This is a genomic window from Chloracidobacterium sp. D (genome assembly GCF_018304685.1).
GTDB classification, from domain to species: domain Bacteria; phylum Acidobacteriota; class Blastocatellia; order Chloracidobacteriales; family Chloracidobacteriaceae; genus Chloracidobacterium; species Chloracidobacterium thermophilum.
This window is the reverse complement of the sequence record NZ_CP072635.1, coordinates 482,269-495,605: the sequence shown is the minus strand read 5'-3', so window position 1 is coordinate 495,605 and position 13,337 is coordinate 482,269. Positions and strand designations below refer to the sequence as shown.

11 protein-coding genes and 1 pseudogene are annotated in these 13,337 nt (G+C 61.0%); 1 reads left to right on the top strand and 11 read right to left on the bottom strand.

Features of this window, described 5'->3' with window-relative positions:
• Nucleotides 1-13: 13 nt before the first annotated feature.
• From J8C01_RS13245 to J8C01_RS13195, 11 genes and pseudogenes are all read right to left on the bottom strand, one after another.
• Entirely contained in the window at nt 14-562 is a 549-nt protein-coding gene (locus J8C01_RS13245; RefSeq protein WP_211433273.1) for a DNA adenine methylase, read from the bottom strand.
• Nucleotides 559-2,211 carry a glycine betaine ABC transporter substrate-binding protein gene (locus J8C01_RS13240; RefSeq protein ID WP_211433272.1) on the bottom strand — a complete coding sequence of 551 codons (1,653 nt, stop codon included), beginning with the start codon at nt 2,209-2,211 and terminating at the stop codon, nt 559-561. The genes J8C01_RS13245 and J8C01_RS13240 overlap by 4 nt, the downstream gene beginning before the upstream one ends.
• A gap of 26 nt (nt 2,212-2,237) precedes the next feature.
• The gene (locus tag J8C01_RS13235) at nt 2,238-2,999 is read right to left on the bottom strand and encodes an ATP-binding cassette domain-containing protein (protein ID WP_211433271.1); all 762 of its coding nucleotides are present in this window, start codon (nt 2,997-2,999) and stop codon (nt 2,238-2,240) included.
• 143 nt (nt 3,000-3,142) lie between these two features.
• Nucleotides 3,143-4,324 carry a tryptophan synthase subunit beta gene (trpB, locus tag J8C01_RS13230; protein ID WP_014101065.1) on the bottom strand — a complete coding sequence of 394 codons (1,182 nt, stop codon included), beginning with the start codon at nt 4,322-4,324 and terminating at the stop codon, nt 3,143-3,145.
• Nucleotides 4,325-4,529: 205 nt separating this feature from the next.
• Nucleotides 4,530-5,573: a 2-oxoacid:ferredoxin oxidoreductase subunit beta gene (locus J8C01_RS13225; RefSeq protein ID WP_014101066.1), complete on the bottom strand. Its 1,044-nt coding sequence runs from the start codon at nt 5,571-5,573 to the stop codon at nt 4,530-4,532.
• A gap of 62 nt (nt 5,574-5,635) precedes the next feature.
• The gene (locus J8C01_RS13220; protein WP_211433270.1) at nt 5,636-7,489 is read right to left on the bottom strand and encodes a 2-oxoacid:acceptor oxidoreductase subunit alpha; all 1,854 of its coding nucleotides are present in this window, start codon (nt 7,487-7,489) and stop codon (nt 5,636-5,638) included.
• 80 nt (nt 7,490-7,569) lie between these two features.
• Nucleotides 7,570-8,037 (bottom strand): CBS domain-containing protein, encoded by a 468-nt coding sequence (locus J8C01_RS13215; protein WP_187288473.1) that lies wholly within the window; start codon nt 8,035-8,037, stop codon nt 7,570-7,572.
• Between the two features lie 254 nt (nt 8,038-8,291).
• Nucleotides 8,292-8,831 carry a hypothetical protein gene (locus J8C01_RS13210; protein WP_211433269.1) on the bottom strand — a complete coding sequence of 180 codons (540 nt, stop codon included), beginning with the start codon at nt 8,829-8,831 and terminating at the stop codon, nt 8,292-8,294.
• 136 nt (nt 8,832-8,967) lie between these two features.
• Nucleotides 8,968-10,113, bottom strand: a complete 1,146-nt coding sequence (locus J8C01_RS13205) for a hypothetical protein (RefSeq protein ID WP_211433268.1) — start codon at nt 10,111-10,113, stop codon at nt 8,968-8,970.
• Between the two features lie 101 nt (nt 10,114-10,214).
• A complete protein-coding gene (locus J8C01_RS13200) occupies nt 10,215-10,664 on the bottom strand; it encodes a hotdog fold thioesterase (RefSeq protein ID WP_014101071.1) in 450 nt (149 codons plus the stop codon).
• A 119-nt stretch (nt 10,665-10,783) separates the two neighbouring features.
• A pseudogene (locus tag J8C01_RS13195) lies at nt 10,784-11,959 on the bottom strand (hydroxymethylglutaryl-CoA reductase); the annotation flags it as partial.
• 330 nt (nt 11,960-12,289) lie between these two features.
• On the opposite strand from J8C01_RS13195, the gene J8C01_RS13190 reads away from it, so the two are divergent.
• Nucleotides 12,290-13,276 carry a hypothetical protein gene (locus J8C01_RS13190; protein WP_211433267.1) on the top strand — a complete coding sequence of 329 codons (987 nt, stop codon included), beginning with the start codon at nt 12,290-12,292 and terminating at the stop codon, nt 13,274-13,276.
• The last annotated feature ends 61 nt before the right edge of the window (nt 13,277-13,337 follow it).

Genomic DNA, 13,337 nt, shown 5'->3' with positions numbered 1-13,337 from the left:
AAAGTGCAGGGCTTTACGGCGTTTTTTCGGTAAATACCGTGCTGTCGCCGTCTTTCAACAACTCCTTATAGTCCATATTCGTAATCCTGATGCCTTCCAGGATTTTTCCGAGCCAAGCAACCCTTTCTATTGAAGACTTGGTAAGTCTTCCAACGAATGCTCCTTCCGAATAACCTCCCGCTTCTGCCACCCCGGAAAACGTAATCCGGTTAAGAACAAAAAACCTTACTACCCGCTCAAAGTCATTCCTTTTCGACGTGTCCATACTAAGCAAATCATGAAACAATTCTCTACCGTCTGCTCTCTCCAGCTTTAACCTCATAATCTCATCCGCCAATTTCACAGAGTCTTCCTGAGCGCACTTCCAGAAACAGAATAGTTCAGTATTGAGATCATTGATCCACATGCTGACTTCGGGATGTTTTTGTCTCAAATAAACAAAGAAAGATCCTCCGCCAACAAATGGTTCGCGATATTCATCAAATGTCTCTGGAACAAGAGTGAGCAGGCGCTGTACCGCGCGTGACTTTCCGCCGGGATAGCGTAACGGACTTTTGATCATTGCTCTGACCGGTTGCAAGTTATGTTTAGCTGAGTTCCTTTATTGTTTGGGACTGGTGATCTCAGCATCCCCAAAAGCGGGCAGCCGCCGGTTGAAGCAGACGCATTCTTCCGATAAGCTGCCCAGAAATCAGCCGCAACTTCACGTGGCGTGCGTTTTTCACCATCCACGGCGTAGTTCATCCGCTGCATCGTTGTCGTCGAAATGGCCCCCGCCAACGACGACACCACTTCGGCAAGCGCCGGCACTTCGGACCATGCCGCCTGACGTACGACATAGACGGCCTGGTAGGGCGGAAAATAGTGCCGGTCATCTTCCAGTGCGACCAGATCAAGCGCCGCGATGAGGCCATCCGTTGCATTGCCGGCAATGATGTCCAGCTCGCCGGCCGCCAGCGCCCGGTAGGTCAGTGCCAAGTCCATTTCCCGTGGCGACTGAAAATCAAAGCCATACGTTGCACAAAACCCCGCGTACCCATCAGCGCGCGACATAAAATCCTGCCCAAAGCCGGCCCGCCACCGCAGCGGCGCCCGCGCCGCATCAGAAATGGTCCGCAGACCGTAATCCACGGCCGTCTGGCGGCGGACGAGAATGGCAAAGTCGTTGCGAAAACCCAGCGGCGGCCCGACCACCAACCCAAAACGCGCGGCATACGTCTGCCGGACTTCCGTATAGACGCGCTGCGGATCGGTCAGCGGACGTTGCCCCAGAATGGCCGTCCAGGCCGTGCCGGTGTATTCAGGATAGACATCCACCGCCCCCGCCAGCAGGGACGTATGCGCCAGGTTGCCACCCAGCTCATACCGGCGCTCCACGGCCACGCCCCGCGCCTCCAGCGCCTGCGCCAGCACTTCCGCCAGAATGACCGACTCGGTGAAATCCTTTGAACCGATGACCACCGGCCGTCCCGCCGGCGTCACCGGCCCGGAGGACACCCGGTAACTCCACAGCACCGGCAGCAACAGCACGACCAGTCCAGCGGCCGCTGCCAGACGGCGGACCCGCACCAGATGTGGAGCAGCCCCCGGGGCATGGCGCTCGAAAGCCGCAAAGATGACATCCACCAGCAGCGCCAGCAGCGCCGCCAGTGCCCCACCGACCACCAGCAGGCGGTTGTCGTTTTGCCGCAGACCGCGAAAAATGAGCGTCCCCAACCCGCCGGCGCCAATGGCCGCCGCAATCGTGGCCGTGCCGACCGACAGCACGACGGACACCCGTACCCCGGCCAGAATGACGTTCGTCGCCAGCGGCAGCTCCACGTAGCGCAGCCGCTGCCACGGCGTCAGCCCCAGGGCCGCAGCCGCCTCCCGTACGCTTGGTTCAATTCCCAGAATCCCCGTGGCCGTGTTGCGTACGATGGGCAGCAGCGCGTACAGCGTCAGGGCCACAATCGCCGTGCGCGCACCGATACCGCCCAGCCACGGCAACGGCAGCAGCAGCCCAAACAGGGCCAGGCTCGGCACCGTCTGCACGGCATTGACCACGGCAAACACCACCCCCCGCACACGCGGCAGATAGGCCGCTGCAATCCCCAGCGGCAGCCCGACGGCCAGCGCCAGCACCGTGGCCACCAGAACGAGCAGCACGTGCTCCCGCCAGGCGGCCAACCAGATGGCCCGCTCTTCCAGAATGAACTGTAGCCACGTCATGCGTGTGATGGACAACCCACCCGGCTTCAGAAGCGCGCCGCCTGCACGTATTCGCGCACCGCCGGGCAGTCCAGCTTCAGAAAGGTTTCCGGCGGCGCATCCGCCACCAGCCGCCCGCCGACCAGCAGCCCGATGCGCGTCCCCACCCGCAGCGCTTCCCGCAGGTCATGGGTGACGAACAAAGCCGTTTTCCCCAGCCGGGCGACCAGTTCCGCAAACTCCTGTTGCAGCCGGGAACGTACAACCGGATCGAGCGCCCCAAAGGGCTCATCCAGCAGCAGAAGGTCAGGATCGAGCGCCAGCGCCCGCGCCAGCCCCACCCGCTGCCGCTCGCCGCCCGACAGTTCGGACGGAAACCGGCCGGCATAGGTCCCGGCCGGCAGACCGACGCTGTCCAGCAGTTCCCCCACCCGCGCCCGCCGCCGCTCCGGCGTCCAACCGGACAACTCCAGCAGCAGCCCGACATTGCGCTCCACCGTCAGGTGCGGAAACAGCCCCGCATCCTGCATGACATACCCCATCCGACGGCGCAGTTGGATGACCTCCCACGCCGTCACCGCCTGCCCGGCCACCCGCACCTCGCCGGAGGTTGGCTCAAGCAGGCGGTTGACGAGCTTGAGCAGCGAGGTCTTTCCGCTCCCCGAAGCGCCGAGCAGCATGAACACCTCCCCCGACGCCACCGCCAGATCAATGCCGTCAAGCACCGGCACCCCGGCCCGTACCAGACCGACCCTACGCAACTCGACGACGGGTGCAGCCACCGGCTTCGGAACAGGTACGTCGCTCATCGCCTCCCCACTGTCCCTGTTTCAGGGCGTCAGAACAGCGTTGAGATTGTTGGCCCGTACGCCCCCGCGCCCGTCAGGCGCTTCCCCCGGCGGCATACTGCATCATTCGCCACTCGCCACTCGCCATTCGCCACTCGCCACCATCAGGCGCTTCCCCCGGCGGCATACTGCATCACGGTTTGCAGGTCCTTGTCGCCGCGCCCGCAGAGGTTGAGCAGGATGGTTGTCCCCGGCGGATAGTGACGCGCCTGACGCCGTACCCAGGCAACGGCATGGGCCGGCTCCAGCGCCGGAATGATCCCTTCACACCGTGACAGATGGTGAAAGGCGGCGATGGCTTCGTCGTCGGTGGCCACGTCGTACTGCACCCGCCCGATACTTTTCAGATAGGCATGCTCGGGCCCGACGGAAGGATAGTCCAGCCCGGCCGAGATACTGTGGGTTTCATAAATCTGGCCGTCTCCGTCCTGAAGCACGTAACTGCGCATGCCGTGCAGCGTGCCGGGTGTCCCCCGGGCCAGAACGGCCCCGTGGGCATCCGTATCCAGCCCCCGCCCCCCCGGCTCGACCCCCACGAGTTGCACCTCCGCATCCTCCAGAAAGGCCGTGAACATCCCGATGGCATTCGAGCCGCCACCGACACAGGCCACGACGACATCCGGCAGACGGCCGGTTTGTTCCAGCATCTGCGCCCGGGCCTCATCGCCAATGACCCGCTGGAAGTACTTGACCATGGTTGGAAAGGGATGCGGCCCGGCGGCCGTTCCCAGCACGTAATGCGTGGTGCGGACGTTGGTCATCCAGTCCCGCAGGGCGTCATTGATGGCGTCCTTGAGCGTACGCCCGCCGGTACGGACGGCATGAACCGTCGCCCCCAGCACCTGCATGCGAAAGACGTTCGGCTGCTGCCGGGCCATATCCACTTCGCCCATATAGACTTCGGTACGCAGCCCCAGCAGCGCCCCGGCCATGGCCGTGGCCACGCCATGCTGCCCGGCGCCGGTCTCGGCAATCAGGCGCGTCTTGCCCATCTGCTTCGCCAGCAGTGCTTGGCCAAGGGCGTTGTTGGTCTTGTGCGCACCGCCGTGCAGCAGGTCTTCGCGTTTGAAGTACAGCCCGATACCCAGTTCACGGGAAAGATTCCGGGCGTAAAACAGCGGTGTCGGGCGCCCCAGAAAACCGGTTGCAAGGTCCCGGAACGTCTCTTGAAAAACATTATCAGACTGCGCGGCCAGAAAAGCGGCTTCCAGTTCTTCCAGCGCCGGCATAAGGGTTTCCGGCGCATAGACGCCACCAAACGGTCCAAAATAGCCGAAAGATTGCATGACAGGTTCGGGACTGCCCTGAGAACACCTCCGACATACCAATCCCGCAACACGGCTCTGGCGGTCAGGGCAGGCTGTGTTTCAAAGTTTTCACATCGTTCACGCAGCCGGCCGGCAAAGCAATGCCTTTTTCCGCTCCGGCCGGAAATGAAAAAACCGGACAGACTTCAGACGAAGCCTGCCCGGTTGGGATAAAACGGCCGGATTATTCGACCACCCAGGTGTCGCCGCTGTGAAGCAGCCGCTCCAGATTGCCTTTCCCCCGCGCCATGGCCATCTCGATTTGTTGCTGAGTCAGTTCCTCGAACGTGGGTCTGGATACGCTTCGGAACACACCCATCGGCACGGGAAATTCCGGGTAATTCATCTGAGTGAGCAGGTAGGCCAGCGTCGGGTCTTCCGCGTTTTCGTCATGGACGAGCAAATCGTCCACCGTCACGCCATGTTCCCCAATGGTGACGACTTCGGGCCGGATGCCGTTGAGCCGGATGCCCTTGTTGCGGTCCTTGCCAAAAATCATCGGCTTGCCGTGCTCCAGGTAGAGCATGTTGTCCGCCCGCACTTCCTTGTCGCTGATGGGCTTGTAGGCCCCATCGTTGAAGATGTTGCAGTTCTGGTAAATCTCCACAAAGGACACGCCCCTGTGCCGCGCTGCCCGCTCAATGGTGGCCGCCAGGTGCTTGGTATCCACGTCTATCGAACGGGCGACAAACGTAGCCTCGGAAGCAATGGCAACACAGAGCGGATTGATGGGCCGCTCGATATTTCCCATGGGACTGGACTTGGTTTTTTTACCAAACTCTGACGTAGGCGAGTACTGACCTTTCGTCAATCCATAAATGCGGTTGTTGAACAACAGAATGTTGACATCCAGGTTGCGCCGCATGACATGGATGAAGTGGTTGCCGCCGATGGAGAGACCGTCGCCATCCCCCGTGATGACCCACACCGAAAGGTCCGGGTTCGCCAGCTTGATACCGGTGGCCACCGTGGGCGCGCGCCCATGAATGGTGTGGAAACCGTAGGTGTTCATGTAGTACGGAAACCGGCTCGAACAGCCGATACCTGAGACAAACACCAGGTTTTCGCGGGGAATGTTGAGCTTGGGAAGAACCGACTGCACCTGAAAGAGAATCGAGTAGTCGCCACAGCCCGGACACCAGCGGACTTCCTGATCGGAGATAAAGTCCGTACGTTGCAAGTTGAGTGGCGTCTCCGATGCGCCAGCGATCTTGAGCGGTTCGGTCATAGTGGTCTGCCCCTGCACAGGCGATGCCGGAGGATGCACCGCCGGTAAAGTCACGACTCACGTCACAGCAAGGCTTTGCAGCGCGTGATGAGTTCCGAGATTTTGAACGGTTTGCCGGCCACCTTGTTGATGCTCACGCTGTCCACCAGAAAGGTGCCCCGGATGAGCAGGTTGAGCTGTCCCAGGTTGAGTTCGGCAACGGCCACCCGTTTGAAACGCTTGAGCACGTCACCCAGATTGCGCGGGAAGGGATTGAGATAGCGCAGGTGGGCGTTGGACACGCGGTAGCCCTGACGGCGCAACTCCTCAGTGGCAGTGGCAATCGCCCCGTAGGTGCCGCCCCACCCCAGCACCAGCAAGTCCCCTTCCGGGTCGCCTTCCACAGCTAGGTCGGGAATGAAGTTGGCAATCCGGGCAATTTTTTCCGCCCGCAGCCGCACCATGAAGTCATGGTTGGCCGGGTCGTAGCTGACATTGCCCGTGCGATGCTGCTTCTCCAGACCGCCGATGCGATGTTCCAGTCCCGGCGTCCCTGGCACCGCCCAGGGCCGCGCCAACGTTTGCTCATCCCGCTCGTAAGGCAGGAAACCCGTCGGGTCCTGACGCAGCACGGCCCGAATGGCAGGCAGTTCGGAAAGGTCTGGAATCCGCCACGGCTCGGCACCGTTGGCAATGTAGCCGTCCGAAAGATAAAAGACCGGCGTCATGAAGGTGACGGCCAGGCGGACAGCCTCAACTGCCATGGTGAAACAATCACTCGGCGAAGCCGGCGCCACAGCCGCGACGGGACACTCTCCGTGCCGCCCGTACAGCGCCTGAAGCAGGTCTGCCTGTTCGGTTTTGGTCGGCAGACCCGTCGAAGGGCCACCGCGCTGGACGTTGATGATCACGACCGGCAGCTCCGTCATCACCGCCAGACCGATGGCTTCACTTTTGAGACACACTCCGGGCCCGCTGGTTCCGGTCAGCCCAATGTGCCCGGCAAAGGCCGCGCCAATGGCCGCCCCCATGGCCGCGATTTCGTCTTCGGCCTGAAAGGACTTGACGCCGAAATTCTTGAGCCGGGACAGCTCGTGCAGGATGTCCGAAGCCGGTGTAATCGGATAGCTGCCGTAAAACAGCGGTCGTCCGGCCAGCTCAGAAGCCGTGACAAACCCCAGCGCCGTTGCCTCGTTGCCGGTAATTTTGCGGTACTTCCCTGGCGGCAGATTAGCTTTCCGCACCCGGTAGTGCGTCGTGAAAATCTCGGTGGTGTCAGCGTAGTCAAAGCCAGCCTTCAGGGCCCGCCGGTTGGCTTCCGCAATTTCCGGCTTTGCCCCAAACTTCTCCTCAATCCACCGGTAGGTTGGCTCCAGCGGACGGTCAAACAGGGCAAACACAATGCCCAGCGCAAAGAAGTTCTTGCACCGCTCCTTGTTGCGCTTGGTCATCTCCATCTCGGCCAGCGCGTTGTAGGTCAGGTCGGTAATGGGAATCGAAATCAGCCGGTAGCCCTTCAGAGAGCCATCCGTCAGCGGGTTCGAGGTGTAGCCGGCCTTGTCAAGGTTGGACTTGATGAACTCGTTTTCGTTGACGATGAGAATTCCACCTTCGTGCAAATCCGGCAGGTTGACCTTCAGCGCCGCCGGATTCATGGCCACCAGCACGTCCGGCTCATCCCCCGGCGTACGGATGTCCATGCTCGAAAAGTTGACCTGAAAACCGGAAACCCCTGGGAGACTGCCCTGTGGCGCGCGAATTTCGGCCGGAAAATCCGGCAGCGTGCTGATGTCATTGCCGAGCAACGCTGCCGTGTTGGTGAACTGGGTTCCTGTCAACTGCATCCCATCCCCCGAATCGCCGGCAAAGCGAACGGTGACGGAAGTCACTTCCTGAACTTTTTCTTCAGTATTGCCGAGAATGGCCGTGGATGACATCGGAATCTACTCCGCCTTGAGCGTAAATGATGGGACCAGGACGGGCCGCTGGCGCTGCCCCGGCACAAGCGGCCACAGCCCTAACCGCCTTCAACGGTCAGGCTCTTCTGGTCGAGTTTGGGTGGAAGGTTGACCACATCGCGGGGAAAGTGCTCGACGATAAAGCTGATGATGTGGCGGGTCGAGATCACTCCCAGAATCCTACCTTCAGCGTCGAGCACCGGCAGATGCCGGTAGTTCCCGGCGTCCATCAGACGCATCGCTTCGACGATGGTGGCATCTTCCCGGATGGTCGTCGGATTGGGCGTCATGAAGTCTTTGACTGGTGCTGTGTACTCAACGCCCAGTCCTATCACCTTGAGCAGGTAATCACGTTCGGTCACGATGCCAAGCAGGGAGCCGTTTTCACAGACGAAAGCATAACCCGCCCGTTCGGCCATCATGGCCGTGATGGTTTCCGCCAACGACGTATCCGGGGCGACAATGACCGGGCGCGAAGGCTCCAGATGCCGCACTTTCCAGTCCTGAATGATGTGTTCGAGAGACATACTGACAACCTGCGGCGCCATGCACGGCCTGCGCCGTGCTCCAAAAGTGGGATGTCACAAGCCGTGGGCAACAACCGCCTTCTGGCCACTGTTGCCCTGGATGCTATGTGAGAAACCTTACTTTTGGCAATGCCACCGTTGAAAGAACCGGCCCGAACGGCCGGCTCAGAATGCGGCTTCCCCCGGCACAGCCGCAACGTCCTCGTCACGCGGGGTCCAGCCTGGCGCCTGGACTGGTGACAACGTGGAATTTCTCAGGCCTGGGCCGGCAGACGCGGCTCAGCCGCCAGAGCAGACTCTGTAGCCAACCCGGTCACATCCCCCAGCAACGTCGCGTTGAGGTGCGCCGCCAACGAGTCGGCCTCATCTGCATCGAGACCCTTCAGAAGCGGGATGTCCACCTCCCCCTGGCGGATGCCCAACACCCCCCACGCGCCAAAGAACCGTGCTGTGGACAGGTCATAGTCGGTGCCGAACACCGTCAGCCGGTCTCCCGACCGCTCCAGCACAAGTTCAGGCAACCCGGCAATGGCACCCATCGCCTGCCGGAAAAACAGCCACGTGGTGTACAACCCGGCACTGCCGGCGATGAGACACAGCACACCCAGCAGGGAAACCTGTTGCGCCAGCCCTGCAGCCGCGGCCATGGTCGTCACAAATGACACGACCGCAAAACCAACTGCCAGCAGCGACTTCAGTACGTCGGACAGCTCGCCATTGCGGGTCAGCCACAGCTTCCGGTCCGTAAAGACAATGCTCCGCCCGTTTGACAGCAGGTATGATTCACGTTTCATACTGATCCTCCGCTTCCCTTCCCGACCTTTGCCCTTCGGGTCACAGGTGAGTTGTGCCGCCCACCCCGCACAAAGTCAACGACTTTTGACGACAGCCTGCCGTCTGCGCCACACCGGTTCAGCGCCTGACCCGGCGCTAGCGCAGGGTCAGTGCCAGGTATTCAATATACGCCCGCGGCCCCGGCGTCACCCCGCGCGGACGGCGCAGGTTCTGAAGACAACCATCAAAGGCGCGCACGACAACGGCGGCTTCCATTTCACGCTCGACGTTCTCCCGGTGAATCTGCCGGCACAGCGCCAGTCCCTCGTCAATTGCCTGCAGGATGAAAGCCACGGAAGCGGAAGGATGCTCCAGCGGCGGGTCTTCTCCGGCTGCGGCAGCCGTTTGGGCCATCAGCAGCGCCTGTTCAACATCGGCATCAGTGATGAAGGGATTGGGCACGGCCGCATCGGCAATGTGCCGCTCGATGGAAAACACCGTTCCACGGACAAGGTCCTGGGTCAGCGCCAGCCCGACGGCATCCTCGATGCCTTCAAGCGGAATGGCGCGCACCGGCGTGTCCCACCCTTCGGGCCGCCAGGTCAGACGCTCTGACTCCAACATGGCCGTCCGGTAGCGGACGTGCTGCGGCAGCGCGTAGCGCGGATGGCGCGCGCCAAGCTGCTTGCGCTGGGCGCGGTCCGAAATGTAGTAGGCATCCACTCCACCCAGGGCATTTTTTTTGATCTGCTCAGCATAGACACCGGGCAGGGGATCATCGGACACCGGACAGAAAAAGACGCCCGGCGGCAGTGACACTTCCGGGAGTTCACCCAGCCGCGCCAGAAAGTCGGCAAAGTTGTCCGGGGGTGCTTTGCCAACGTAGTCATTGATGCGCTGCCCGTAAGCAATCACCCGCGCCGCCTGAAGCCGGTCGGCCGGCAACCAGGGGAAGGGGGCTTCGCGCATGCGCCGGTCGAGTTCTTCCACCGGCAGACGCTCAAAAAACACCTTGATGATGCCGTCCCGGAGTTCGTCAATGCACAGCAGGGCAACGTCCTGAAGCCCGGACGCTGCCGGTTGTTCGTCAGCACAGGACTCCCCGGCCTGGTTGCCGTCATCCCCGGTGTGATTGGCTTCAACCGGCGTGGCATGGAGCAAAAAACGCAGCCCCAGATAACGTCCCCAGGCCATACGGGGGCCCACCGGGGAAGTGCCTGTGCCACCAGTCGTCACCTGGCGTCCACCACTGCTTTGGCGCTGCTGCGCCCGCAGTTTTTGAGCTTTGGTTTTCTTGGGCATACAGTCAGACCCCAACCGAAGCCCGGCCGGGACATGGTACTCCACCCCTGCCACCCGGCAAGGTGTGTACCGTGTCACCAACGGGATTCGGGACAGTAATTTCAGACCACGGGCGGCGGGGACGGACGGTTGAGCACGGCGACAGTCAGGCGACTGACACACACCAGCCGCCCTTCCTCATCCCGGATTCGGATGTCCCAGACATGGGTACTCGACCCAATGTGCAGGGCCGTTACCGTCCCATAGACAAAGCCTTCCCGCACGGCACGGAGGTGATTGGCATTGATTTCCAGCCCAACCACCATCCGCTCCGGGGACACCAGATGCGAGGCGACACTGCCCATCGTCTCGGCCAGCGCCACAGAGGCACCCCCGTGCAGCAGGCCGTAGGGCTGCTTCGTCCGCTCATCCACGGGCATGCGCGCCCGCAGGTAGGTTGGTGTGGCTTCCACAAATTCAATTCCCAAGTGCGCTGCCAATCCAAACCGCGCCGAACTCAGCGCAGCAGGTGAGGCGTCCGGCGGGAACACGGCCAGTTGTGATTCACTCATAGGCGGTGACTGTCGTTTCAGGGAAAATGGCAGGTCACAGAGCCGGCGCCCACCCGTGCCAGACAGATTCAGCCGCTACAGCGCGTGGCAACCGGCCCGGACCTGCACCTTAGCAAGGTTCAGCGGTTGCGCCCATACTGTTCATGACTCGATACCCAGTCGTGCGAACTGATGGCCGAGGCCAGCGAAAGCTCACCGGCCAGGACGACCGCCGCCACAATTTCGGCGAGTTTGTTGACCTTACCCGGCCCATCACAGCCCAGCAACTTCAGGCACTCCCGCTGGGTTGGCAGCCCCGTTCCCCCGCCGTAAGTGGCGACAATGAGCGACGGAATCGTGATGGAGAGATAAAGAGCATCATCCGGCGTACGCTCGCAGTAGAGAATGCCCGCCGAGGACTCGGCCACATTGGCAACATCCTGCCCGGTGGCGATGAACATCGCCGTCACGCCGTTGGCCGAATGCGCGCCGTTGTTGTTGACGCCCGACAGGAATCCGCCGATGGACTGAACCTGAAAATGGTAGTGGAGAGCTTCGGGAGAAGTGCGCATCACCTGCCGGAGCAGATCGCCGGGGATGGTCGCTTCCGCCGTGACGCGCTTGCCGCGCGTCATGATGCTGTTGATCTGCGAAGCTTTCTTGTCCGTAGCAAAGTTGGATTCCAGAAACCACCGCACGACTTTGCTGTTGTTCTGCACAATCCACTGACAGGCAACGTACGTTGCCCGCCCGACCATGTTCTGCCCGGCGGCATCCCCGGTCGAGTAGTTGAAGCGCGTGTAGAGAAACTTGTTCGCCTGGTAAAACTCGATATTGAGCAGCTTCCCGACGCGGGTCGTGGATTCGGCGGCCGCCTTGACCTGACTGAAATGTTCCCGCAGCCAGTCGGCAAAATCACGGGCATCGCGGGCATTCTGGAAAATGAAGACCGGTGCGCGCTGCATCTGGTCGGCTGTCACCGTACAGAGGACGCCCCCCGCCATGGTCAGGGCCTTCATGCCCCGGTTGTAGCTTGCCACGAGCGTCCCTTCGGACGTAGCCAGTGGGATCAAAAACTCCCCCTGGGCATGCTCCCCGTGGATGAGAATCGGCCCGGCCAGACCAATCGGCACCTGCGCCACACCGATGAAACTTTCGATGTTGCCACGGCAAACATGCGGGTCGAACGAATAGCGGTTGACATGCTGGAACGGCTCACCCAGGTACTGCTCGGCCAGTTCCTGCCGTTGCCGAATGATTTCATCGGCATAGTCATCTTCTTTACTGTACGGAACGCGCACAGAAGCCATAGTCTGGATTCTCCTTCGGAAAGAATTTCGATGTGTGGGAGCGCATACGTGATTAGCGCGCGTTATACCTTACCGCCTCGGTGCGTCAACCCTGAAGTACGCACGGACGGCCGTCAGCAGTCACCACTTTCCCACGTTCGTCCCCGTTTGACAAACCCAAGCAGGCTTGTCAGCATCACTGCTTCGGCTGGATTACCGGTTTCGTTCAACCCACGAGTTTGACCCCAGAGACGAGAAAAACGCAACGTGTCTGATCGCCGGAACCAGCCCGTGCCCGCCCGTTCGGGCTGCCATCCCAAACACTTACCGAACCACTTCAAGGAGAGCCTACTTGCCATGAAGACCGTTTCGATTGCCGTCCTCAGCCTCGCACTTGCCGCCGGGGCAACAAGTACCACCACCCTGGCTTACACCGCTGCCGGGGTGTCTGCCCAGGACAATGCTGCCAAGCAGCGCAAGGAATATGACGACTACAAGAAAATTGAGGCGGAGCCGGACCCGGTCAAGAAACTTGAACTGGCGCGCGCCTTCTTTGAGTCCGACCCGACTCCAACGTATGTCAAGTACGTTCAGGGACAAGTCAATGCCGCCCGCTATGCCCTGTTTACCCGCTACAAAGAGGCCGGCGACATGGCCAATGCCGTCAAAATTGCCGATGAATACGTGGCTTCCGTCCCCGAAACCGATCTGTTCTTTGCCTTCCAGTTGACGACGTTGGCTGAAACCAAGGCCCTCAAACAGGGCGTGAAGCCGGAGGCCGCCGGGGCGTGGGCGGAAGCCGCCAAATATGCCACCAAAGCCCGCAAACTCATCGTTGAGGACAACCGGAGCGAAGCGTTGCTCTACGACTCCAAGACGACAACCTGGGACAAGGTCAAGCCGGGGTTTGTGGCCTATCTCCACCGGATTGAAGCCTTTGCCCACTTCACTGCCAAGCAATATGACCAAGCGGAAAAATCCCTGCTGGCGGTCATCGAAGCCAAGTGCGACGCCTATCCCGATGTCTATTTCCTGCTCGGCCAAATCCACAACGCGCGGTATGACGACAAAGCCAACGCCTTCAACAAGCTCTCGGCCGAAGTACAAAGCGGTGAACAAGGACAGAAGCTTCTGCAGGAAGCCAAGGAAGAATCCAAAAAGGCAGCCGAGTTTTTCGCCCGTGGCATTCTCGTGGCCGAAGCTTCCCCGAACAAAGACACCTACAAGGCTATCGTCGCCAACGCCCGCAAGGAAATGGAAGAGGCTTATGAGATTTGGAACGACGGCAAGAAGGACGGACTGGAAGAATTCATGGCCGGCTTCAAATCCACCTGCCGGCCATGAAGGCTCCAGCCGGAAGGGCCTGGCCAGGCTGCGTTCAGCCACAGGCATTCCGGCATGTCAT